Annotated in this window: 21 protein-coding genes; 10 read left to right on the top strand and 11 right to left on the bottom strand. The window is 66.0% G+C overall.

What is annotated here, in order from left to right; all coding sequences use genetic code 11:
• The first annotated feature begins 1 nt into the window (after position 1).
• Positions 2 to 478 (top strand): hypothetical protein, encoded by a 477-nt coding sequence (locus AB0J47_RS27310; protein WP_364351836.1) that lies wholly within the window; start codon positions 2 to 4, stop codon positions 476 to 478.
• Here AB0J47_RS27310 and AB0J47_RS27315 read toward each other — a convergent pair.
• The 7 genes from AB0J47_RS27315 to AB0J47_RS27345 are packed head-to-tail and all read right to left on the bottom strand — an operon-like array spanning position 475 to position 7,088.
• A complete protein-coding gene (locus tag AB0J47_RS27315) occupies positions 475 to 1,233 on the bottom strand; it encodes an alpha/beta fold hydrolase (protein WP_364351839.1) in 759 nt (252 codons plus the stop codon). The genes AB0J47_RS27310 and AB0J47_RS27315 overlap by 4 nt on opposite strands.
• Positions 1,234 to 1,235: 2 nt before the next feature.
• Positions 1,236 to 2,495, bottom strand: a complete 1,260-nt coding sequence (locus AB0J47_RS27320; protein WP_364351842.1) for an FAD-dependent oxidoreductase — start codon at positions 2,493 to 2,495, stop codon at positions 1,236 to 1,238.
• Positions 2,483 to 3,418, bottom strand: coding sequence for an MBL fold metallo-hydrolase (locus AB0J47_RS27325; RefSeq protein WP_364351845.1), 936 nt, complete (start codon positions 3,416 to 3,418; stop codon positions 2,483 to 2,485). Before AB0J47_RS27325 ends, AB0J47_RS27320 begins: the two co-directional genes overlap by 13 nt.
• Positions 3,415 to 4,353, bottom strand: coding sequence for an aromatase/cyclase (locus AB0J47_RS27330; RefSeq protein ID WP_364351848.1), 939 nt, complete (start codon positions 4,351 to 4,353; stop codon positions 3,415 to 3,417). Before AB0J47_RS27330 ends, AB0J47_RS27325 begins: the two co-directional genes overlap by 4 nt.
• Positions 4,350 to 4,595 carry an acyl carrier protein gene (locus AB0J47_RS27335; RefSeq protein WP_364351851.1) on the bottom strand — a complete coding sequence of 82 codons (246 nt, stop codon included), beginning with the start codon at positions 4,593 to 4,595 and terminating at the stop codon, positions 4,350 to 4,352. The genes AB0J47_RS27330 and AB0J47_RS27335 overlap by 4 nt, the downstream gene beginning before the upstream one ends.
• Positions 4,596 to 4,605: 10 nt before the next feature.
• On the bottom strand, positions 4,606 to 5,823 hold the full coding sequence (locus AB0J47_RS27340) for a ketosynthase chain-length factor (protein WP_364351854.1): 1,218 nt from the start codon (positions 5,821 to 5,823) through the stop codon (positions 4,606 to 4,608).
• The gene (locus AB0J47_RS27345; protein WP_364351857.1) at positions 5,820 to 7,088 is read right to left on the bottom strand and encodes a beta-ketoacyl-[acyl-carrier-protein] synthase family protein; all 1,269 of its coding nucleotides are present in this window, start codon (positions 7,086 to 7,088) and stop codon (positions 5,820 to 5,822) included. Before AB0J47_RS27345 ends, AB0J47_RS27340 begins: the two co-directional genes overlap by 4 nt.
• A 167-nt stretch (positions 7,089 to 7,255) precedes the next feature.
• Here AB0J47_RS27345 and accA point away from each other — a divergent pair, with 167 nt between their 5' ends.
• On the top strand, positions 7,256 to 8,947 hold the full coding sequence (gene accA, locus AB0J47_RS27350) for an acetyl-CoA carboxylase carboxyl transferase subunit alpha (RefSeq protein ID WP_364351860.1): 1,692 nt from the start codon (positions 7,256 to 7,258) through the stop codon (positions 8,945 to 8,947).
• 16 nt (positions 8,948 to 8,963) lie between these two features.
• Positions 8,964 to 10,313, top strand: coding sequence for an acetyl-CoA carboxylase biotin carboxylase subunit (gene accC / locus AB0J47_RS27355; protein ID WP_364351863.1), 1,350 nt, complete (start codon positions 8,964 to 8,966; stop codon positions 10,311 to 10,313).
• Here the strand turns inward: accC and AB0J47_RS27360 are convergent.
• Entirely contained in the window at positions 10,310 to 11,179 is an 870-nt protein-coding gene (locus AB0J47_RS27360; RefSeq protein WP_364351866.1) for an AfsR/SARP family transcriptional regulator, read from the bottom strand. The two genes, accC and AB0J47_RS27360, sit on opposite strands and share 4 nt — an antisense overlap.
• 359 nt (positions 11,180 to 11,538) lie before the next feature.
• Between AB0J47_RS27360 and AB0J47_RS27365 the strand changes: the two genes are divergently transcribed.
• Complete coding sequence (locus tag AB0J47_RS27365) at positions 11,539 to 12,171, top strand: helix-turn-helix domain-containing protein (RefSeq protein ID WP_364351869.1); 633 nt, start codon at positions 11,539 to 11,541, stop codon at positions 12,169 to 12,171.
• Complete coding sequence (locus AB0J47_RS27370; RefSeq protein WP_364351872.1) at positions 12,168 to 13,745, top strand: MDR family MFS transporter; 1,578 nt, start codon at positions 12,168 to 12,170, stop codon at positions 13,743 to 13,745. The genes AB0J47_RS27365 and AB0J47_RS27370 overlap by 4 nt, the downstream gene beginning before the upstream one ends.
• A gap of 87 nt (positions 13,746 to 13,832) precedes the next feature.
• Here AB0J47_RS27370 and AB0J47_RS27375 read toward each other — a convergent pair whose 3' ends face one another.
• Entirely contained in the window at positions 13,833 to 14,324 is a 492-nt protein-coding gene (locus tag AB0J47_RS27375) for a L,D-transpeptidase (RefSeq protein WP_364351875.1), read from the bottom strand.
• A gap of 313 nt (positions 14,325 to 14,637) precedes the next feature.
• On the opposite strand from AB0J47_RS27375, the gene AB0J47_RS27380 reads away from it, so the two are divergent.
• Genes AB0J47_RS27380 through AB0J47_RS27390 form a run of 3 tightly spaced genes read left to right on the top strand, consistent with a single transcriptional unit; the run spans position 14,638 to position 17,223 of the window.
• A complete protein-coding gene (locus tag AB0J47_RS27380; RefSeq protein WP_364351878.1) occupies positions 14,638 to 14,961 on the top strand; it encodes a hypothetical protein in 324 nt (107 codons plus the stop codon).
• Positions 14,958 to 16,247: a hypothetical protein gene (locus tag AB0J47_RS27385; protein WP_364351881.1), complete on the top strand. Its 1,290-nt coding sequence runs from the start codon at positions 14,958 to 14,960 to the stop codon at positions 16,245 to 16,247. The genes AB0J47_RS27380 and AB0J47_RS27385 overlap by 4 nt, the downstream gene beginning before the upstream one ends.
• The gene (locus tag AB0J47_RS27390) at positions 16,234 to 17,223 is read left to right on the top strand and encodes a hypothetical protein (protein WP_364351884.1); all 990 of its coding nucleotides are present in this window, start codon (positions 16,234 to 16,236) and stop codon (positions 17,221 to 17,223) included. The genes AB0J47_RS27385 and AB0J47_RS27390 overlap by 14 nt, the downstream gene beginning before the upstream one ends.
• A 141-nt stretch (positions 17,224 to 17,364) precedes the next feature.
• Here the strand turns inward: AB0J47_RS27390 and AB0J47_RS27395 are convergent, their stop codons facing one another.
• On the bottom strand, positions 17,365 to 17,874 hold the full coding sequence (locus tag AB0J47_RS27395; RefSeq protein WP_364351887.1) for a GNAT family N-acetyltransferase: 510 nt from the start codon (positions 17,872 to 17,874) through the stop codon (positions 17,365 to 17,367).
• 317 nt (positions 17,875 to 18,191) lie between these two features.
• On the opposite strand from AB0J47_RS27395, the gene AB0J47_RS27400 reads away from it, so the two are divergent.
• Together AB0J47_RS27400 and AB0J47_RS27405 are read left to right on the top strand one after the other, a co-directional pair.
• Positions 18,192 to 19,835: an acyl-CoA synthetase gene (locus AB0J47_RS27400; RefSeq protein ID WP_364351890.1), complete on the top strand. Its 1,644-nt coding sequence runs from the start codon at positions 18,192 to 18,194 to the stop codon at positions 19,833 to 19,835.
• A 334-nt stretch (positions 19,836 to 20,169) separates the two neighbouring features.
• On the top strand, positions 20,170 to 20,859 hold the full coding sequence (locus AB0J47_RS27405; RefSeq protein WP_364351893.1) for a DUF5134 domain-containing protein: 690 nt from the start codon (positions 20,170 to 20,172) through the stop codon (positions 20,857 to 20,859).
• A gap of 122 nt (positions 20,860 to 20,981) precedes the next feature.
• Here the strand turns inward: AB0J47_RS27405 and AB0J47_RS27410 are convergent, their stop codons facing one another.
• Positions 20,982 to 21,656, bottom strand: coding sequence for a PhzF family phenazine biosynthesis protein (locus AB0J47_RS27410; protein WP_364352062.1), 675 nt, complete (start codon positions 21,654 to 21,656; stop codon positions 20,982 to 20,984).
• Positions 21,657 to 21,759 lie beyond the last annotated feature (103 nt).

Raw genomic sequence — 21,759 nt, forward strand, 5'->3', positions numbered from 1 at the left:
CGTGTTCGATCGCTCGCAGCTGTTCGCTCTGTCGACCCTCGTGCCACTCGCCATTGCCGCCGTGGCGACCGCCGCCGGCCCGGCAGCCGCCGACCCCAATGGGCTCGATCAGCTGACACCGGTGGACGAGACCGGATATCTGGTCGACGACCCGCACTACAGGGGCGCCGTCTTCTTCCGGTCGCCCGACGGCCGCAACTGCGGATTCTTCCTGGACGGCCCGGCCGGATGCGATGCGGTGCCGATCGATGCACCGCCGGGCACGAACCAGGTGCGTTCGTCGACTGTGGAAGCGGCCCACTTCCTGACGGCCGACCAACCCACCTTCACCTACCCGGGTGGCGCGCAGGTGCTGCCGGAGGGGCAGAAGGTCGCCGTCGGTGGCACCACCTGCGGCATCGGCTACCAGGGCACGGTGACCTGCGAGACCGGAGCGCACGGGTTCACCATTGCGGCGACCTACGGTGTCCTGCATTAGGCAAGCGTTGTCCGCGGTGCCAATGCCAGGAGGTGCCCGGCCAATTCGCGCGGCATGGTGATCATGCAGTCGTGCCCGGTCGGCAGCACGTGCAGACGGCCGGGCGGCAGGTCGGCGGGCGGCAGGGTGCGCGGCATGGCGGCGCGCATGGCCTTGTAGGCTTCGCCGCCCTCGCTGCAATACACGTGTGTCACCGGAATATCCGCCAGCGCAACGGGATTCGTGAGGACCATGCGCTGTTGGAAAGTCTCCAGCGACTGGGCGGTCATCATCGAGGCGGCCCAGCCCACATCGGGTTCCTCGGTGATGCCGTACAGGCCGCCGTCGCCCATCGGCTCGGTCTGCGGCGGTACGCGCCAGCCATCGCCGTATTCGGTGGCCGCGGCGGCGAAGGCATCGACCATACCGGGCATGATGTCGGCGACCGCCTCACCGTCGCGCGGGACGAAGGTGTCGATATAGACGAGTTCAGCGATGCGGTCGGAGACGGCGTCGGCGACCGCGGTCACCACGATGCTCGCGTAGCTGTGCCCGACCAGGACGACGTCGGTGAGATCCGCGGAGGTGAGCAGGCCGACCAGATCCTCGACGTGGGTATCCAGGCCGACATCCGGGGTCAAGAGATCGGCGCGGTCGCCGAGGCCGACAAGCGACGGGGCCAGCACACGATGTCCGGCGTCCTCGAGCAGCGGCAGCACCCGCTGCCAGGCCCAGCCGCCGTGAAATGCGCCATGGACGAGCAGATATGTCGACACGATCAGTTCTCCCTGAATTTCGTTAGGGCAGTGACGGTTCCGGCGATATCGGCCACCGGTGGCACGTGTTCGGGCTGGATGCCGAGCCCGATCACCCGGGCCACCAAACGGGGTAGACAGGGAAAGCGCCGCAGCAGACGTACCAGCAGTGGCCTGTCGGTGCCTGGTCGTCCGGCATTCGGATAGAGATCCGATAGCAGCCGCAGTTGCGCGAATTGGACTACGCGCATGGGGAATTCACGCCTGCTCTGCACGGCGCGCAATTGTGCGACGCTCGGTCGAGCACCCGTGCCGAGGATGGGCGCGAGCAGCCGGGCGGTCGCGATCGCGTCCTGTACCGCGAGATTGATGCCGACTCCGCCCGCGGGCGACATGGCATGGGCCGCATCGCCGATCGCGAGCAGGCCCGGCCGGTACCAGCGCCGTAGCCGATCCACCCGCACATCAAGGGGTTTCACGTCATCCCAGGTGCGGATCTCGGCCGCCAGATGCTCGGTGAGGCTCGGATAGATCGCGGCGAGGTCGGCACGGAAGTCGGCGAGTCCGGCGGCCTTGACGGTCGCGAATCCGCCCTTCGGGATCATGTAGGCGACCTGCAGGTAGTCGCCGCGGTCGATGCAGACGATAAAGAAGCCATTGCCGCTGCGCACGGTCGGCAGCCGCTCGCCGTCGGGTTTGCTGACCCGGAACCACAGTACGTCCATCGGCGCCGCACTGGCCGCGACCTCCAGCAGGCCGCCGCGCACAATCGAATTGCGTCCATCCGCGGCGATCACCAACTGGGACCGGACCTCGAGAGGTCCCTCGGGTGTGCGTACCCGAGCGCCGACCACGGTGTCGTGCTCGTGGATGAGTTCGGTGACCTCGGCCCGCCGGATCAAGCGGAAGCCCGGATACCGCCCACCGGCCTCGGCCAGGAAGTTCAGCACATCCCACTGCGGCATGAATGCCACGAACGGGAAACCGCCTGGGAGCGAGCGGAAGTCGGCGAAGATCACCGGCCCACTCGCGGTGGCCATCGGCAGCTGTGGCAGTTCGACGTGCGGTAGCGCGAGGAATTCGGTGGCCAGCCCGAGTTCGTCGATCGCCCGGAGAGTGGATGGGTGCACGGTGTCACCGCGGAAGTCGCGCAGGAAGTCCGGATGCTTTTCCAACACAAGCACTTCCACGCCCGATCGGGCGAGCAGTAGACCGGTCATCAGCCCGGCCGGTCCGCCACCGACCACGCAGACCCGCACCGATTCGGTTGTCACGCCAGACATGTCGGCACCTGCCCGTGGTTGTACACGATCATCTCGCCGAAAATCGACAGCACATCCAGCGGCTCGCCGATCGGACCGCCCGCCCACTCCGCATCGGCGCGGTACAGATTGCCGACTATGCGCTCTTCGTCGACCAGATCGGCGAATTCACCGTGATCGGCCTCGAGCGCGATGGCCAGCGGGGTGAGTCCGAGGGAGCGGCCCTCGGCGGCCAGCTCCTGCACCCACCGCAGATATCGCAATGTCTGCTCGAAGATCTCGGGTCCGGTCACCGGACCGTGCCCGGACACCACAGTTTCCGCGCCCAGTTCGGCGAGCCTGCTGATCGCGTTTATCGTCCCGCTGACCGATCCCATCAGGCAGAACGGCGCGGCCCCCGACATCACCAGATCTCCGGCGAAGAGCACCTTCTCCTCGGGCAGCCACGCCACCACATCATTGGTGGTGTGCGCGGCCGGTCCGAGGTGGAATAGTTCGACGCGCCGTTCGCCGATATGCAGGGTCACGCGGCTGCTGAAGGTGATGCTGGGCAGGGTTACTCGCACATCGCCCCACTGCACCTGCGGCCACAGTTCGGTCAGCGCGAGTCCGGTCTCGATCATCTCCGGCCGGATCCGATCGTGGCCGATGACGACCGCGGTGGGCCCGAAGATGTGATTGCCGAAATTGTGGTCGCCGTGATGGTGGGTGTTGACAATCGTTCTGGCCGGACCGATATCGAGGCCGTCGACGAATTCGACCAGCGCGCGGGTGCGTCCCTCGGTCGCCAGCGTATCGATCACCACCGCCCCGTCCGGCCCCGCCAGCACGCCCGCATTGCTGACACACCAGCCGCCTCGACTGTGCGTGTACGCGTAGACCCCGTCGGCGATTTCGCGCACGACCGGCCCCCCGGCGACACTCGGTAGTTCGGTGGCGGTCATGTCGGTGACTTCATGGACTCGGCATACCGCACCGCGCACAGCAGGGTATTGCGGCTGTTGGTCGACAGCGCTTCGGTGAGATATGCGCGCGCATCGGCGAGATCGGTATCGGCCCCGAGGATTTCGCGGGCGGCGACCGGATTGATCGCAACTGTGTGCCGTGCCGTGACCACCGCACCGTCCGGACCGTCCGCGAATTCCCATGCGCCGCTGTGCCCGAAGAGCATGGCAGGCGGCAGCAGTTGCTTGTAATCGATGCGCTCGTCGGTGACGCAGACGCGCACCGATTTGGTGGTGTGCGGAATACCGCCCACGGTGACGGTATCCATCTCCATCAGCTGCACACCGTCGGCGTCCTCGTCGAGTTCGATCCTGCCGACGTGCGGGACGTGTTCGGGCCAGCGCTCGCTGTGGTAGATGAAGTCGTACGCCTCGGCCGCCGCGATATCGAGCGGGACGGCGTCTTCGAAGGTGTGCACCACCTCGTCGACCGGATGTCCCAGCTCTGCGATACGAGCCAACGCGGCCAACTCTGTCTCGCTATTGCGATCCACCGCGCCCGCCACCAGATCCGGATCGGCGCCGTCCACCACGGTGAAGCGGTGGTCGAGGGTGACCTTCGTTGTGCCGGGATCGATTTCGCGGAACGACCAGCCGCCGCCCATGGACGCGATCGGTGCCTGACTGCGCTCCTGTTCGAAGACGATGCGCCGTTGCGCCGCGTCGAGCACCCGCCGGGAGGTCCAATTCTTCACCTCACCATTGACGGTGGCCCACAGCCGGAACCGCTCCTCATCGGGTCCGCGGTGCAGATGACGCACCAGCACGCTCGGTGCGAAGATCACCGGCCATTTGGTCACATCCGCGACCAGGGCGTAGACGACCTCTGGCGGCGCCTGCACCACCTTGGTGTGGCTCATCACCTGTGTATTCATGCCGCACCGCGCAATTGGCTGTTGACGATATCGACCAGCTCCTGCGGCGTCTTGACATCGATGAGCTGTTCCTCCGGGATCAGCACGCCGAAATCGCGTTGGATCCGCGAGGCCGTTTCGATGAGCGCCAAGGAGTCGTAGCCGAGCTGGTCGAAGTCGAGTCCGGCGATATCTTCGGCGATATCGTCGCCGCCCGCGCATTCCACGAGGATCCGGCGTAATTCGGTCATGGTCATGGTCATGATCGGCTCCCTAGGTTTGGTCGACAGCGCGCACGACGACCGCGGAGTTGAAACCCCAACGGCCACGGGCCAGGACGAGGGCGCCGCCGACGGTGGCGGGCCGCGGTGCGCCGAGTACCAGATCGATCCGGTAGTCCTCGGCGAGGGTGGTGGTGTAGGCGGTCGGCGGAATCACCGAATCGCGAATGGACAGCAGTGCGGTCACGATGTCGAGCGGGCCCGCGCCCGAGAACAGCCGTCCGGTCAGCGGTTTCGACGCCGTGACCGGGACGCCGCCGGCACCGAAGATGGCCTCGATGGCCGCCGCCTCGTCCCGATCGCGGTCCGGCACGCCCGCCGCATCGGCGAAGACGATATCGATATCGCCCGGTCCCATACCGGCGTCGGCGAGTGCGAGTTCCGCGGCGCGGCGCAGACCCGAGGGTCTTCCCGAATCCGGTGCCGGATCGAATGTCGAAGCGTACCCGGCGATTTCGCCATGCACCTTCGGAACGCCGCGGGCACGGGCCGCCGTGGCATCCTCGACCACCAGCATCGCACCGCCTTCACCCGGCACATATCCGGCGGCGGCGGTGTCGAAGGGCAGATAGGCACGCTCCGGCGCGTCCGACGTGCTGACCTCGCCGCTGGCCAGATGTGAGGCCCAGCCCCAGGGATCGAGGGCGGAATCCACCCCGCCGGTGACCACCAGCGGGGTGCCGCGGTTGACCGTCCGCCGGGCGTGCCCGACCGCGTCCAAACCGCCCGCCTGTTCGGCGACCAGCGCACTGCTCGGCCCGCGCATGCCGTGCCGGATCGAGATCTGCCCGGTATTCACCGCGTAGAACCAGGCGAACGACTCGTAGACGCTCACATGCTCGGAACCGCGCGACCACAGCTTATTGAACTCGCGATGGGTGAATTCGAAACCGCCGGAGGCATTTCCGGTGACCACGCCCATGTCGTAGTCGGTCAGTGCCGCCGTATCGACCTTGGCGTCGTCCAGGGCCCACTGCGCGGCCACCAATGCCATCCGTGTCGAAATATCGGTCTGCGGCAGCAATCGGCTCGGCAGATGTTCGGCCGCATCGAAATCGGCGACCTGTCCGGCCAATCGCGCGGTGTTGCGGCTGGTGTCGAACCGGGTCAGCGGTGCGATACCACTGCGGCCATCCAACACCGCATCCCAGAAGCGCTCGACGCCGAGGCCGTTCGGCGCGAGCACGCCCATACCGGTAACCAGGATCATGCCGCCACCGCCTCGGGTTTACGCAACACCATCGCGCTCTGGAAGCCACCGAATCCGCTACCGACGGTGAGCACGGTGTCCATCCGGTGCTGGCGCGCGGTGAGCGGCACGTAGTCCAGATCGCACTCCGGGTCGGCTTCGTGCAGATTCGCAGTCGGCGGCACCACCTGGTATTCCAGCGCAAGCAGGGAGGCGGCGATCTCGACCGAACCGATGGCGCCCAGCGAGTGGCCGACCATCGATTTTATGGAGCTCATCGGCGTCGCGTAGGCGTGCTGGCCGAGACTGCGCTTTACGGCGGCGGTCTCGTGCCGATCGTTCTGCCGGGTGCCCGAACCGTGCGCGTTGATGTAATCCACGCCGGTGGGGTCGATGCGCGACTCGTCCAGTGCGACCCGTATCGCCTCGGCCATCTCCCGGCCGTCGGCCTTGAGGCCGGTCATGTGGTAGGCGTTGCAGCGTGTGGCGTAGCCGCTGATCTCGGCATAGATACGCGCGCCCCGCTTGCGCGCGCTCTCGTATTCCTCCAGTACGAACATCGCCGCCCCCTCCGCGAGCACGAAGCCGTTGCGCGAGTTGTCGAACGGTCGGGAGGCGTGTTCGGCATCGTCATTGCGGGAGGTGGTGGCCTTGATCGCATCGAAGCAGGCCACCACGATCGGCGTGATCGGGGTATCCGCCGCGCCGGCCAGCATCACATCGGCCGAACCCTCGCGGATCAACTGCACGGCGTGGCCGACCGAATCCAACCCGGAGGTGCAGCCGTTGGAGACCATGGCGACCGGCCCTTCCGCGCCTACACTCCAGGCCACTTCGGCGGGCATTACGCTCGGCACCATGTAGTCGAACATGTGCGGGGACAGGTAGGTCTGGTCGACCAGCCAGTTCTTACCGGAATCCGACAGCACGAGATATTCCTGCTCCAGGCTGGTCGCCGCGGCGACCGCGCTGCCGAGGCTGACGCCGAGCCGGTGCGGATCCAGCGATCCGATATCGATGCCGCTATCGACCACCGCCTCCCGTCCGCACACCACGGCGAACTGCACCGCGCGGTCCATACGGCGAATTTCCCTGGGCGACAACCCTTCCTGAATCGGGTCGAAATCGGCCTCGCCCGCCACCTGGGACCGGTAGGGCGTGGGGTCGAAGAATGAAATCCGGCGCGTCGCGGTACGGCCCTCGGACAGCAGTTTCCAGAACTCGTCCTTACCCGAACCGCCGGGCGCGCGGACACCTAGTCCGGTGACGACAACGCGGCGGCTCATACCGCACCACCGGATGCGTTGGGGTTCATGGCGTTATCTCCCTTCGATCGTGGGGTCCAGCATCGAAGGCGGTCCTCGAACCTGACTCGAGCGCCGGAGTCGAGCTGTTCTCTAGCGGGTGCGCGCAGGCTGGGTCGCACCTTCCCCGAGCACAGGAGACACGCGTGATGAAGTCAGCACACGGCCTGGACGGTGCCGCGGACTGGGTGCTCTGCCCGGCCTGTCTGATTCCGCTGTACGGCAAGCGATTCGCCCGCGACCTCGGTGTCTGCGGCGAGTGCGGCAGACATACCCCGATCACGGCCGAGCAGCGCATCGCCCAGCTCGCCGACGAGGGCCGCTTCGAACCGCTCGCCGTCATCCCCACCGACGACGATCCGCTGACCTTCACCGATACCAAGCCCTATCCGGACCGGCTCGCCGCCGCACGGGCACGTACCGGCATGCACGATGCCGTGCTGTGCGCGGTTGCGACAATCGACGGCAATCCGGTGATCATCGCCGCCATGGATTTCCGGTTCCTCGGTGGCAGTCTGGGCACCGCGGTCGGCGAGATGATCACCGCGGCCGCGGAAACCGCGCTCGCCGAGCGGATTCCGCTGCTAGTCGTCACCGCCTCGGGTGGCGCGCGGATGCAGGAGGGACCGTTGTCGCTGATGCAGATGGCGAAAACCAGTGCGGCGCTGGAGCAGTTGGACCGCGCGGGCATTCTCACCATCACACTGATCACCGATCCGACCTACGGTGGGGTCGCGGCGTCGTTCGCCACGCTGTCGGATGTGCTGATCGCCGAACCGGGGGCGCGGCTGGGCTTCGCTGGTCGCCGGGTGATCGAACAGACGATCCGTCAGGAGCTGCCGCCGAAGTTCCAGACCGCCGAATTCCTGTTGGAGCGTGGGCTGATCGATATGATCGTGCCGCGCGCCGGATTGCGCCAGGCACTCGGGTCCCTGCTGCGAGTGGCCGGTCCGGTCGATCCGACCGGCGATGCGGTGACCGAATTGGACGCGGGAACCGTCACCGACCCGGCTCGCGTTCCCGACAGCGATCCCTGGGCGCAGGTTCGGCGGGCGCGTACGCCGAGTAGACCGACCGCGCTCGATTACTTCGCCCTGGCCTTCGACGGCTTCCAGGAGTTGCGCGGGGACCGTATCTCGGGGGACTGCCCGGCCATCGTCGGCGGTACCGCCTGGCTCGGTGACCGGCCGGTCGTGGTGATCGGACATCAGAAGGGGCATGAGCCGAAGGAGTTGATGGCGCGCAACTTCGGTATGCCGACCCCGGCGGGATACCGAAAGTCCGCACGGCTCATGCGTTTCGCCGAAAAGCTCGGGCTGCCGGTGATCACGTTGATCGACACTCCCGGCGCCTATCCCGGCGCGACCGCCGAGGAGCAGGGGCAGGCGGTGGTGATCGCGGAGAATATCCGGCTGATGTCCGCGCTGCGGGTGCCGGTGATCAGCGTGGTGATCGGGGAGGGCGGCAGCGGTGGCGCATTGGCGCTTGGCGTCGCCAATCGGGTGCTGATGTTCGCCAACGGTACATATTCGGTGATCAGTCCGGAAGGATGCGCGGCCATCATATGGAACGATCCGGCCGCGGCACCGAAAGCCGCTGCCGCGCTGTCACTTACGGCCGGTGACCTACTGCGGCTCGGCATCGTGGATGCGGTGCTGCCCGAACCCGGCGACGATGTGGGTGCGGCGCCGCTGGCGGCGGCGAACCAACTGCACCGTGCGCTGGCGGCGAGTCTGCGCGAGTTGACCGGTCGCGGCGGCGAAGACCTCGCCGCCGACCGGCGCGCCCGGTTCCGCCGATTCGGTGCGCGGCGGCAGGTTCCGGTTCGGTCGGTGGCGTAGGAGAGTGCGGGACACCATGTTCGAGAAGATTCTTATCGCCAATCGCGGCGAGATCGCGCTGCGAGTCGCGCGCACCTGCCGGGAGCTCGGAGTGCGCACCGTAGCGGTACATTCGGTCGCCGACGCGGAGTCGGCCGTCGTGCAGTTTGCCGACGAATCGGTGCAGATCGGGCCGGCCGCGGCCAAACGCAGCTATCTCAATGCGGCCGCCGTACTCGCCGCGGCCGAGACAACCGGCGCCGATGCGATCCACCCCGGCTACGGATTCCTTTCGGAGTCACCGGATTTCGCGGATGCCTGCCGCGCGGCGGGTGTCATCCTGATCGGTCCGCCCGCCGATGTGATGGCCCAACTCGGCGACAAGCAGTCGGCACGCACCCTGATGGCCAAGGCGGGGCTACCGCTGCTGCCAGGCAGTCTGGATCCGCTCGAACCCGAGGATGCGCACGCGCTGGCCGACTCGATCGGGTACCCGGTGATCATCAAGGCCGCCGCGGGTGGCGGCGGGCGCGGGATGCAGGTGGTACGCGACAGTGCGGCGTTCCCGCGTGCCTATCAGGAGACGCGGGCGACCGCGCGAATGTTGTTCGGGGACAGTCGAGTCTATCTGGAGAAGTACCTCGAGGGCGCCCGGCACGTCGAGATCCAGGTGTTGTGCGATGGCTACGGCAACGGTGTGCACCTCGGTGAGCGCGACTGCTCGGTGCAGCGCAGGCACCAGAAGCTCATCGAGGAGTCGCCCGCGCCGCGGCTGCCGGAGGGGCTCGCGGCGCGGATGGGCAAATCCGCGGTGGACGGGGTGCTGGAAGCCGGGTACGTCGGCGCCGGAACCGTGGAATTTCTGGTGGATCGGCAGGGGAATTATTATTTTATGGAGGTGAACTGCCGAATCCAGGTCGAACATCCGGTGACCGAAATGGTTACCGGTATCGATTTGGTCGCCGAGCAGATCCATATCGCGGCAGGGCAATCGCTCAGCATCGCGCAGCGCGATATTTTCCTGCGCGGTGCTGCAATTGAATGCCGCATCAATGCCGAGGACCCGGCTGCCGAATTCGCACCGGCACCCGGAGTTGTGGCCGAATTCACACCGCCTGGTGGTCCGTTTGTCCGTGTCGATACGCATGTGCACGCCGGATATTCGATCCCACCGCACTATGATTCGCTACTTGCCAAACTGATCGTATGGGCGCCGGACCGGGACCAGGCGCTCGCGCGCATGCGGCGAGCCCTGGCCGAATTCCGGATTTCGGGTGCGCGCGTCGAGACGACCCGGGATTTTCTGCGGGAAGTACTCGACAACCCGGCCATGCGGTCGGCGACGCATTCGACCGCGCTGGTGGACGAGTTATTGCGGGCGGATTAGGCGGGTTCTGCTCGAGCCGCGCGGAATTCGGGGGAGTACCAGCCGATAAGGTATCCCGCGTGACGGCTGTTGAGCATGGCACTGACCGATACATCGGAGGCGGCGAGGATATCCTGATGCAATTTCTGCAGCTTTTGGCAGGGGTCGAGGCCGAGTTCGTGCTGCATCGACCTGCTGAACTGCTGGTAGGACTCCAGCGCGCGGACGCGCTGGCCCGCACGACTCAGTGCGAACATGTAATACGCCTGCAGCCGCTCGTGCAGTGGGTGCTGCATGGTGAGTCGGGCCAGGTCAGGGCAGACTTCGCGATATCGACCGAGCCGCAGCTCGGCCTCGACGCGCAGCTCGATATTGGTCAGCCGGAGGTGATCCAGATGCGAGATCTCCGCGGCGAGCGGGATACCGCCCTCCACATCGACCAGCGCCGGACCACTCCACAGCGCCTCCGCGGCGGTGAACAGATCTACCGCGCGATAGTCGTCGCCTGCCTTGGCGGCGCAGCGCGCGGCCTCGGACATGCTCTGATAGTCGCGCAAATCGAAGACGCAGTCCTTGACGTCGAACGAATACCCCTTACTGCGTGTCCGGAGAAATCGTTCGGCCACTTCGGCTTGCCCGATGCCGAGCTGCTCGGCCATCTTCTTTCGAATTCCCAGTACATAGGTCTGCACGACGGTGACGGCGCTGCGTGGTGGATCGTCGTTCCACAACTCTTCGACCAGCGTTGTTACCGGAACTACGGTGTCGTGTCTGACGAGTAGTAAGGCGAGCAGTTGGCGTTGTTTCTGTGCTGTCGGCGTTGCGTTGTGATTATTGAGAGCAAGCGTCAATGGACCTAACACGCGAGCGCACACTGAATACTTCACCTGGAGTTCTCCTACGAGCGTTGCCCCCCGACCGATGTGAGTTCTCGAAATCCCACCTCGCTGTAGGCAGTATCAACACTATCCAAAATTCAGTATCAAGTCGATTAATCTTGAGTTATATCGGAGTTAACTCGGCTCGTAGTGTGCGCTAATTGTCCTTCCTGCCAAGGAGATTCGCACATCGGGCTAATTCGCGGGACGAGGCTCGCTCGGGTTGCGCGAAGCCGGCGATTCGCTTCCGAATGGACAGCGGATTGTTCGCGCTCGGAGCTGTCCGGGCCGGGGTCTCTCGGCTGCTAGTCGTATGCGCTCAAACTTGCAGTTTCTGAAAAATTGCAGTTTGTGCTACTTTGTCGGACATGTCCAAGGACGAGCGCCGGATCGGGTTGCGGGAGCAGAAGAAACGCCAGACCGAGCTCGATCTCTGTCTTGCCGCGCGACGGCTTGCGGTCGAGCGCGGACTGGACGCGACGACCGTCGAGGACATCGCCAGAGCGGTCGGGGTCTCGCCCCGCACGTTCTTCAACTACTACGAGACGAAAATGGATGCGGTAGTCGGGCCGGTCGGCGAGATCGGTACGCCGGAGTTGCGCGAGCAGTTCATCGCGGGTGGCCCGAGCGGTGTGCTGATGGACGACCTCACTTGGTTGTTCATGCACGGCTTCGAATCCGAAAGCGAGATGCGCGAGGGCATCACGCTGGTTACCGAGATCGTCAAGACCGAGCCGCGGGTGCTCGCGGCCTTCGTCGCCTCGGGCGCTCGCTTGCAGAGCGTGTTCGTAGATCTGCTGTCGGCTCGGCTCCGCAGTGCGGTCTCGCCCGAATTCGCCGGTCTGGCAGCGGGATTCGTGACGAACATCACCACGCGGGCTGCGATGACGACGGTCGGAGATCCGAACGTGTCGCTGGCGGCGGCAGTAAGCGAACACTGTGCGATGGCCGCGCAGCTGTTCGAACAGCATGACGGCAAGAAAGAGAGACGCAAGAGATGACCATCACTGCCGAATCGCCACCGGCGCCGATTGTCCTGACACAGAAGCGGATCTGGCTCATCTTCGGCGCGCTGATCGCGGGGATGTTCCTGGCCAGCCTGGACCAGACCATCGTCGGCACCGCGATGCCGACCATCGTCGGCGATCTGGGCGGCATCTCCCATATGGCTTGGACCGCAACGTCATATCTGCTCGCGACCACCATCATGATGCCGATCTACGGCAAATTCGGCGATCTGTTCGGGCGGCGCTGGCCGTTCCTGTTCGCCATCACGATCTTCACAGTGGCCTCCATCGGCGCCGCCGCGTCGACGAGTTTCTGGGAGTTCATCACCTTCCGCGGCCTGCAGGGCGTCGGCGGTGGTGGTCTGATGATTCTGGCGCAGGCCATCATCGCCGATGTGGTGCCCGCCAAGGATCGCGGCAAATATATGGCCCCGATGGGCGCGGTCTTCGGCATCACCTCGGTCGCGGGGCCGCTGCTCGGCGGCTTCTTCGCCGACCATCTCGGCTGGCGCTGGTGCTTCTGGATCAATGTGCCGATCGGAATTGCCGCACTGTTCATCGCCTTCCGCTACTTGAGCATCCCCAGCCACCGGCCCAAGACCCGGCCCGACTATCTCGGTGTGGTGTTGATGTCGGCCGCTACCACGCTGCTTATCCTGATCACCGATTGGGGCGGCAAGCAATATGCTTGGGGCTCAACGGTTATGGTCACCATGATCGCGGCGTTCGTCGTGGTGGTCGCTGCCTTCGTGCTGGTGGAGGCGCGCGCTGAGGAGCCGATGCTGCCGCTGTGGTTGTTCCGCAACCGCACCTTCGTGCTGACCTCCGCGATCGGCTTCGTGGTCGGTCTGGTGATGTTCGCTGCCCTCGCCTTCATCCCGACCTATCTCCAAATGGCAACGGGCGCTTCGGCTTCGGTCTCGGGTCTGCTGCTGATTCCGATGATGGTCGGTCTGATGATCGCGTTGATCGCATCGATGACGATGATCACCAAAACCGGCCGCTACAAACTCTATCCGCCCCTCGGCGCGGTCCTGATGTTCGCGGACATGCTCTGGTTGACCCGCCTGGACGCGGACACTCCGATGTGGGTCGTCTCCGCCATGCTGTTCGTCATGGGTGCGGGCCTCGGTCTGATCATGCAGATCATCGTGCTAGTCGTCCAGAATGCCGTGGCCCCCGACCAAATCGGCACCGCCACCAGCGCCAACAACTACTTCCGTGAAATGGGCGGCGCACTGGGCGTGGCGATTTTCGGCTCCATCTTCACCAACCGTTTGACCGAGGGCCTCACCGATGTCTTCGTCTCGCACGGCCCCGAAGCCGCTGCCGCGAAGCTGGATCCGGGCGCCCTGGTGCCCTCGGTGGTCAAGCATCTACCGGACGGGCTACACGACGCCATCGTCGGCGCCTACGTGGACGCGTTGGTACCCGGCTTCTGGTACCTGATCCCGGGCGCGGTAATCGCCTTCGTGCTCGCCCTGTTCATTCCCCATATGAAACTCGCGGATGAGGCTGGCATGGTCGCTCGCGGCGAGGCGGTCATGGCCGAAGACGGGGACCGGTAGCTCGTCGGCGAACACTGAGGCAGGCGGGGATATGCGAAGGGTCCGGGCGGAATCCGCCCGGACGCTTTCGCATACGCAAATCCGGTATCAGCGAACGACTTCGACCACGTCACCGGGGTTGAGATAGCGGTAGGTCGCTTCGGCGCCCTCTGGGGTCATGCGGATGCAGCCGTGCGACTGTTCCTCGATGGGCCCGATATGGGTGGCGATATCGCCGTTGAAGAAGACCGCCCACTTCATCGGAGCGTTGTGCATGGTGCTCCAGAAGTCTTCCCGCTTGAAGGCGACCTTGAAGACGCCGGGCGGCGTCTCATATCCGGGCCGACCGTGCGAGATCGGAGTCGGACCGTAGGTGACCTTGCCGTTGTCCATCAGCCAGGCCTCGTTCGTCGACAGCCGCATGCACATACGCGCGGTCTCGCCACACGGTGCGTGAACGGGAGCCGGCGGGATCGGTGGGATGATCGCCGGTGTACCGATATCCGGACCACCGGGCCACAACGGTTCGGCCTGGGCCGTTCCGGCTAGCAGCAGCCCTGCGGAAACGGCACCGATGAGCGCCGCGGATCTGACCGACAACTTTCGAAAACGTCTGCTGTTCTTCACGCTTCTGACCCCTCCAACCGTGCCGGCACCCTGGGCGTGGATCGCCAGGGTGGTGATGGGACCAACTTCGTCGCGACAAGCATAGAACCGGCACGAGGTGAAAGTGATCATTTTCGTTTTCGACCTCGGTGTCTGTGGAACCGGAGCGGCGTCGCATAAGCGATGGATCCGGCGGCATAGACTCCAGCGGAACGAAAGGATCCGCGCGCGCTTTGCCTGGGTCCCAAGTACGCTCGGAGTGTCGAAATGTGACGCGACAGATTGGTTTCCGTATTAAGGGGGAACAGTGGACGCGCTGAAGCTCGACCCGGCGGCGATGGCCGCCTACACCACGATCGCGAATACGGTGTCGCAACAGCTGGCCTCGGCGTCGGCGGTCGCGGGTGGCGCGGTGAATCCCGATCGGCTCGTCGCCGACCTCGGTGAGGTCGGCGCTGGATTCGTCGCCCGGTTCACCGAGAAGGTGAACGAACACGTGCAGGCGCTCTCGACCGCAGGGCAATTGGTCGCCGCCTACGGGCAGGTGCTGCATGATTACAGCGCGGACATGCAGGGTATCGATGTCGATTCCGCGGGCGCTCTCGCCCGGCAAGGAGAGGCGCTGCCATGAGAAGACTGCTTCGACGGCGGCCCGTGAACAACGCCTCCGATACCCCCGCAAGCACACCTGTCGATCCGAATGTGGATCCGCCGATCGTGGCGGCGCTGGTCGAGCCGATGCTGCAATTGCGCGCCTCGCTCGGCAGCGGCGTCGCGACTCCGGACCCGTCCGTGGTCAACGCGCTGTCCGCCGCGTCCACGCAGGCCGCCGACACCGAGGGCCCGCACCGTGCGGGCCTGCACGCCCTCGAATCGACCTGGACCTCCCGCGCCGCCGACGATGCCGTTCCGGCATTGCGCACTACCCAAACGCAGATCGGTGACATCACCGACCGCGGACCCGAGTATCTGTCGGTGCTCGGCGACGCCCATGCCACCAGCGCCCGGGCCGCACAGAAGGTCGACCAGATCATCGCGGCCTTCCGCCGCGACGCCAAGCAGATCTTGAGTACCGCGAGCGCGTCCTCGGATACCGACGCGGTGATCGCGCGGGCGACCCAGGCGTTGCGCGATGCGGTCACCGCGGTGAGCACGGCGCAGTCGGAAATGGACGGCCACACCGCGCGGCTGGATGCGATGGGACCGCTCACGGTCACCACACCGCAGGGTGTCGGCACTACCCAGCAGACGGTCGTGCCGGGTACCACGAACGGCACGACCACCGCGGGCGTGACGACAACGACGCCACTGGATCCGGTGCAGGCGGCCCAACTCCAGTTGCAGCAGTATCTGATCAATGCGGGCGTTTCGGTCGGCACCGCCGCCATCGACGCCGGGGTCAATATCGGCACCCACCTCATCGACAAGATCGCCGAGGTCGGCACGCACGCCATGGATACCGTGGCCGCGTCCGCTGACAAGGCCATCGATAAGGCGATTCCCGAACTAATCCATCCTGGCAGCACCACGAATTCGCCCACTGGCGGTGACAGCGCGAGCAAGCCAACCAATGTCATCGACTTCGGTGGTGGATCGGGGCAGTCGTCCAAGCCCGCGCCGAATATCGGAACCAACTCGGTGATCCCGCCGAGCCTGGACGGCCCGACCGCGACCAAGCCCGCGCCCGCTCCCGCGCCGCAGGCACCGGCCGCGACCGCGGACACCCCGCCGTCGCGCCCGTCCGGGCCGGAACCGACGAATCAGCCCGGCACCACCGGTGGTCTGGCGATGCCGCCGTCGTCGCAGTCCGATGAGGACCGCCGACCGCGCGACGGTCAACTCGGCGTCACCGTGCCGACCGTCTTGGCGACCGTCCCGCCTGCGGTGATCGGCGAATTCGACGATGACGAGCTCTGATTCCGGCTCTTCGAGCCAGAACCAGGGCAATCCGTTCGACATCGGGCTGCCCATGGTCCGGCCCGCCGCTGCGACCCCGAAGCGGCGCCGCCGCCCGAACGCACGCCGCGGTTCGGGCCAGCGCCGGACACCGCTGGCCGATGCGCTCGATCCGCCCGAGCGGCCGCGCCGCCCCCGCCCGGCCGGGGATTGGCAGGAGTGGCTCGAACCTCGACACCCAGCGGCGGCGCCACCGGAGGCGGATCGCAGTCGGCCTCGGACGCGTGCGGTAGAAGCCGAGGCCGAGCTACCGGCCGAGACCAGTTCCGTTGTGCCCACGATCATCGATCGGTCCGGTGGCAATCCCGGTCCGGCACTGCGGCATCCGCCGCGCCGTCGCGATACCCAGCCGACCGGTGGCGGGAACCGAGTCGTCGCGGTGCTGATCGTGCTCGGTGTGGTTTTGGCGGTCGTCTCGGTGCTGATGTTCGTCTTCGGCGGTTCGGGCGAACACAAGCGACCGGCCGCAGCGACGACCCAGGTGGCCGCCCAGGGCGGCACGGCTGGGCGTGCCCAGGCAACTACGGCACCGAGCGACCAACCGTCGGCGATCGCCACCCCGGGCTGCGAACAACGGCGCACCGGTGATGTCATCTCCGGCACCGATCCCGGCGGCACCAGCGATGGGCCATCGGCGATCCTCGCATTCGAACGTGCCTACTATGTGCAGCGTTCCGGATTCGCCGCGCGCGGCGTAGTCGCCAACGACGCGAATGTGCCTGCCGCCGACCAGATCCAGCGCGGGATCAACCAGATACCGAGCGGCACCCTCTACTGCGTGCAGATCACTCGCGCGGGCAGCGATGCGGGGGAGGCGCATTGGGAGGTCCAGCTGACCCAGCAGCGGCCGGGTGAGCAGCCGCAGACCTTCACGCAGATCATCACGACGCGAACGGCGGGCAATCGCACGCTGATCACCGCGATCGACGCGGCGTGACCGATCCTCCAGGCGTCACCTATCCGCATGACCGCGCGCTGAAGGCCATCGATGTCCGTTGATGCGCGGCATCAGAGGATGCGCGTCATCAATTGACCAACCATGCGCCGAAGGCCGATAACACTCGCCGGGGGTGCGGCGTCAGAGGATGCGCGTCATGAAGACGCTGTGCGGATCCTCGACGTAGTCGGCAAAGGGGGCGCAGATCTCGAAGCCGTGGCGGGCGTAGAGCCGCTGCGCGGGGGCAAAGTAGTCGCAGGCTCCGGTCTCCAGGCTGAGGCGCTGGTAGTCGCGTGCGCGGGCCTCGGCGATCAGGTGGTTGAGCAGGGCCGAGGCGATGCCGCGGCCGGTGCGATCGGTGGCGGTGCGCATCGACTTGATCTCGCCATGGGTAACGTCGAGTTGTTTGAGTGCGCCGCAACCAGCTAGTTCGTCGTCCTCCCAGGCGCTCCAGAAGGTGACGTTCGGTCCACGGAGCGCGTCCAGATCCAGGGCGTGCACGCTGTCTTCGGGCGAGTTGTCGTACATCTCGGCCAGATGCTGGGTGAGCAGGGCAGCGACCTCGGGACCGGACAGATCATCGAGGACGATCCGCAGCGCGGTGGCTGGTGCGGTCGGGCTCGGAAGATGTTCGCCGATATCGCTGGACATTCGTCCATCATGGATCGTGGCTGCTGGGCACTGCTGTCTGGGTCGGTACTCGACGAACCCGCCGATGACGCTTTACTGTGAGGGCACTCGCCCTCACCTAGGTGGACAACGATGCCGTTATTCGAGAAGTTCGCACCGCGCACGGATAGTGCGCTGATCGAGCCGTCTGCCGCAACCGCCGGTCGAGCAGAGCGCGCCGTCCTGACCGTCAGCGCGTCCAGCCCAATGGGCTGTACCGCCGCAGTGACCGAATCGGCTGCGGCCGAAGGGATTCGGGTCGACGAGCGATTATGCGAGATTGGCGTCAGGATCGAATCATGAAGTTTGCGAACAAGGTCGGGGCGCTGGCCACGGCTGCGGCGCGTCGGGCCGCCGATGAGACCTATTACGCCGCCCTGACCGTGCGTGCCGGACTCGCGACCCCTGAACGCCCGGATCGACTCGCCCTCATGGGTGCCGCGGTGCTGCGCTCCGGACTGCTCGGCGGGCTGACAACCGTTGCCGCCCTGCGCTATCGCGACCGCACCGCCATCCTCGATGAACTCGGCCGCGTCAGCTTCCGGGAACTCGATGAGCGCAGCACCGCGCTCGCGAATGCCTGGCGGGCGCGCGGACTGCGCGACGGCGAGGGTGTGGCGATCCTGGCGCGCAACCACCGCGGCTTCCATTACGCGGTCTTCGCCGCCGCGAAATGCGGTGCGCGAATCATCCTGCTCAATACCGATTTCGCGGCACCGCAACTGCGCGAGGTGGTGACCCGCGAGGGCGCCGATCTGCTGATCTTCGACGACGAATACGCAAGTATGCTCGGTGACTTCACACCGCGCCGTGGCCGCTACCGTGCCTGGGCCGATAAACCGGGCGTCGACACCATCGACAATCTCATCGCGGGCGCGGCGCGCACACCACCGCGCAAGCCGCGTACCCCCGCCCGCATCATCCTGCTTACCAGCGGGACCACCGGCACCCCGAAAGGTGCGCCACGCGGCAGCGAGCCGACCTCACTCGCACCGCTGGGCGCCATTCTCGGCAAGGTGCCCTTCCGCGCCCGTGAAATCACCGAATGCCCTGCGCCGCTGTTCCATACGCTCGGCTTCGCGCACGCCGTCCTCGCCATCGGCTTCGGATCCACGCTGGTGATCCGGCGGCGCTTCGATGCCCAGGCGGTGCTGGACAGTCTGGACCGGCACGGGGCGACGGCCATGATCGCGGTGCCGGCAATGCTGCGACGTCTCGTCGATGCCGGACCGAAAGCCTTTGCCGGACGTGATCTTTCGCGGTTGCGGATTATCTTCGTCGCGGGCTCGCAGCTCGGTGCGGACCTGTGCATCCGAGTGACCGAGGCATTCGGGCCGGTGGTGTACAACGTGTACGGGTCCACCGAGGTGGCCTACGCGACCATTGCCACGCCAGCTGATCTGGCGGTCGAGCCGGGCTGTGTCGGCTCTCCGGTGCCCAGCACCACGGTGAAGATCTTCGACGACAACGACCGGGAGGTAACCCCCGGCACTACCGGACGCATCTTCGTCGGCAACAACTACCAATTCGAGGGCTACACCGGCGGTGGTGACAAGGCGCGCATCGGACGGTTGATGTCCACCGGCGATGTCGGCCATTTCGACAGTGCCGGCAGACTTTTCATCGACGGACGCGATGACGACATGATCGTCTCCGGCGGTGAGAATGTCTTTCCGGGCGAGGTGGAGGAATTGCTCGCCGCGCATCCGGCAGTGGCGGAGGTCAGCGCATTCGGGGTGCAGGACGATCGTTACGGTCAGCGCCTGCGTGTGGTAGTGGTTGTCCGCGAAGGGCATTCGCTCACTGCAGATGAGGTGCGCGAGCACGTGAAGACGCATCTCGCCCGCTTCAAGGTCCCGCGCGATGTGCTGTTCGTCGACGAACTCCCGCGCAACCCCACCGGAAAGGTGCTCAAACGGGTCCTGCGAGAGCTCCCGGCCTGACGATTCACGTGCTGCCGAGCATCCGCCGCTTCGCCCGCGCCGCCACCGATCGCCTCCGTCCCACAGTCGCCTGCTGACCCCGGATTCGATGGCCGCTAAGCCATTTCAGCGTGGGCGATCGAGATCAGGTGGAGCTGGTGGTGAGGGCTTCTCGTGTTCGCCGCCATGGATTCCAGGTGATCACCGCCTCCATCGAGTGCCTTTTGGATTACCGACTGTTGGTCGGGCTCGTCCCGTTGTGGGAGTGTGCGCCTGAGAAAGGGTGCGGCTGTGGGGTGTTGGTGGGGAAAGGGCGGCGGATGGGACGTCAGGGTGCGAGCATGGAGGGGAGAAATTGGGTCGGGAGGTGGATGTGGTGGAGTTCGCGCAGGAGTATGCCGCCTTGCGGTGGTCGGTGGTGGTGGCGTTTCTTTTCGCGGCCACGGTGGTGCTCGGGCGGCTGACGGCACGGGATGGCGTCGGTAGGGCCGAACCTGTTCGCCTCGAAGCAGATTTGCCCGGCGCGGCGGCATGTCACGAGTCCGATGCAGCCCATCTGATCATGTGCATGGTCATGCTTGCGATGCTGGTCTTTCCGATGACAGCGGATCCGGTCGTGCTGCGCGGTGTGCTGATCGCGCTCATCATCGTATTCGCGGCCTTGTTGGTAGATCGAATTGTGCAGTGGCGCAATATGACTCGCGCGCTGCCCGATGATCGAATCATCGCCATCGGATATCACATCGCCGTCGCGGCCGCTATGCTGTACTCGATCGCGGGACACGATGGGGGCATGCACGTCAACGGGCCATCCCCTGGACCAGCGCTGACACTGGCCGCGCTGTTCACCGCCGATGCGCTCGCCCTGATCGTCGCGGCGACTACCGGTCGTTGCCAGCGCTGGCTCGGCCACCCGATCGGCATCCGAACCGACTCGCAGCAGTCGGCTTCTTTCATCGGCCGTGCACTGACAACGGCACTTGTACCCCACATCGTCATGGACCTGGGAACGGCCTACATGCTCGTCGCCGCGGTCTCCGGATAAACCCCGGCGTCTTTGTCCGATCAGGCCGGGATAGATCGCCCCACCCGCAGTCCGAAGAGCTCGCGCGGTGTCCCAGTCGATGCCCGGTCGGCAGCCCGAATCTATCGTCGGATACTCGCGGTCTAGAGGTGGACGACCGAGTCGGCGACGACGCGGCCGCCGAGTCGGACCCAACCGTCGGAGTCCCATTCGGTGAAGATCTGTGAGCCCTTGCCCTGGGTGATGATCAGGCTGCGGCGCAGCAGGGCGGTGAGGGCGACGGCGGCGGCTCCGGTGGCTTCGTCCTCGGGGACGCCCATGGCCGGGGCGAACATGCGGGAGCGCAGGGCGCCGCGGTGCTCGTCGGTCCAGGTCCAGAGGTAATGCGAGCCGGTGGTGAAATCGTCGGGGCGCAGATTCGCCAGCGCGTCGAGATCATCGAGCTGGTGGAAGGCGAATTCCGGAGCCCATTCGCCGCGTGCCTTGATCCAGACGAGGCCGTCGGTGAGTTCGACCGCGACCGGACCCGCCGCCACCTGCAGAATCCGCACCGGCTGGCCCCGCTCGGCGAACCACCACGCGGTACCCACCGACGGATGCCCGGCGAAGGGTAGCTCCACCGCGGGGGTGTAGATCCGCACCTTGGCGATCTCGTCCACGGGGTCCTCGACAAAAACGGTCTCGCTGTATCCCGCCTTGGCCGCCAGCGCCTGGTGGTCGACCTCGGCGACATCGGCGGCGCGAGCGATGCCGAGTTCGTTGCCGCCCCGTCCGGTCGGGTCCGTGAAAACGCGCACGACCTCGACCCGCGTACCGATGGCCTCTGGTTCACCCTGTGTGCCCATGTTCGCGAGCCTACCGGCCGTCGAAGATGGTTTATGCGCTGGCGCGGAATTTTCCGCCTGGCACGAACCCACATCC

Origin of the sequence: Nocardia sp. NPDC049737, from assembly GCF_040674755.1 — a bacterium.
Classification (GTDB): domain Bacteria; phylum Actinomycetota; class Actinomycetes; order Mycobacteriales; family Mycobacteriaceae; genus Nocardia.

Excerpts from the sequence above, each read along its gene's own strand:
- AB0J47_RS27320 (WP_364351842.1), bottom strand. The coding sequence starts at position 2,495 with ATGTCTGGCGTGACAACCGAATCGGTGCGGGTCTGCGTGGTCGGTGGC.
- AB0J47_RS27325 (WP_364351845.1), bottom strand. The coding sequence starts at position 3,418 with ATGACCGCCACCGAACTACCGAGTGTCGCCGGGGGGCCGGTCGTGCGC.
- AB0J47_RS27330 (WP_364351848.1), bottom strand. The coding sequence starts at position 4,353 with ATGAATACACAGGTGATGAGCCACACCAAGGTGGTGCAGGCGCCGCCA.
- AB0J47_RS27335 (WP_364351851.1), bottom strand. The coding sequence starts at position 4,595 with ATGACCATGACCATGACCGAATTACGCCGGATCCTCGTGGAATGCGCG.
- AB0J47_RS27340 (WP_364351854.1), bottom strand. The coding sequence starts at position 5,823 with ATGATCCTGGTTACCGGTATGGGCGTGCTCGCGCCGAACGGCCTCGGC.
- AB0J47_RS27345 (WP_364351857.1), bottom strand. The coding sequence starts at position 7,088 with ATGAGCCGCCGCGTTGTCGTCACCGGACTAGGTGTCCGCGCGCCCGGC.
- accA (WP_364351860.1), top strand. The coding sequence starts at position 7,256 with ATGAAGTCAGCACACGGCCTGGACGGTGCCGCGGACTGGGTGCTCTGC.
- accC (WP_364351863.1), top strand. The coding sequence starts at position 8,964 with ATGTTCGAGAAGATTCTTATCGCCAATCGCGGCGAGATCGCGCTGCGA.
- AB0J47_RS27365 (WP_364351869.1), top strand. The coding sequence starts at position 11,539 with ATGTCCAAGGACGAGCGCCGGATCGGGTTGCGGGAGCAGAAGAAACGC.
- AB0J47_RS27370 (WP_364351872.1), top strand. The coding sequence starts at position 12,168 with ATGACCATCACTGCCGAATCGCCACCGGCGCCGATTGTCCTGACACAG.
- AB0J47_RS27385 (WP_364351881.1), top strand. The coding sequence starts at position 14,958 with ATGAGAAGACTGCTTCGACGGCGGCCCGTGAACAACGCCTCCGATACC.
- AB0J47_RS27390 (WP_364351884.1), top strand. The coding sequence starts at position 16,234 with ATGACGAGCTCTGATTCCGGCTCTTCGAGCCAGAACCAGGGCAATCCG.
- AB0J47_RS27395 (WP_364351887.1), bottom strand. The coding sequence starts at position 17,874 with ATGTCCAGCGATATCGGCGAACATCTTCCGAGCCCGACCGCACCAGCC.
- AB0J47_RS27400 (WP_364351890.1), top strand. The coding sequence starts at position 18,192 with ATGAAGTTTGCGAACAAGGTCGGGGCGCTGGCCACGGCTGCGGCGCGT.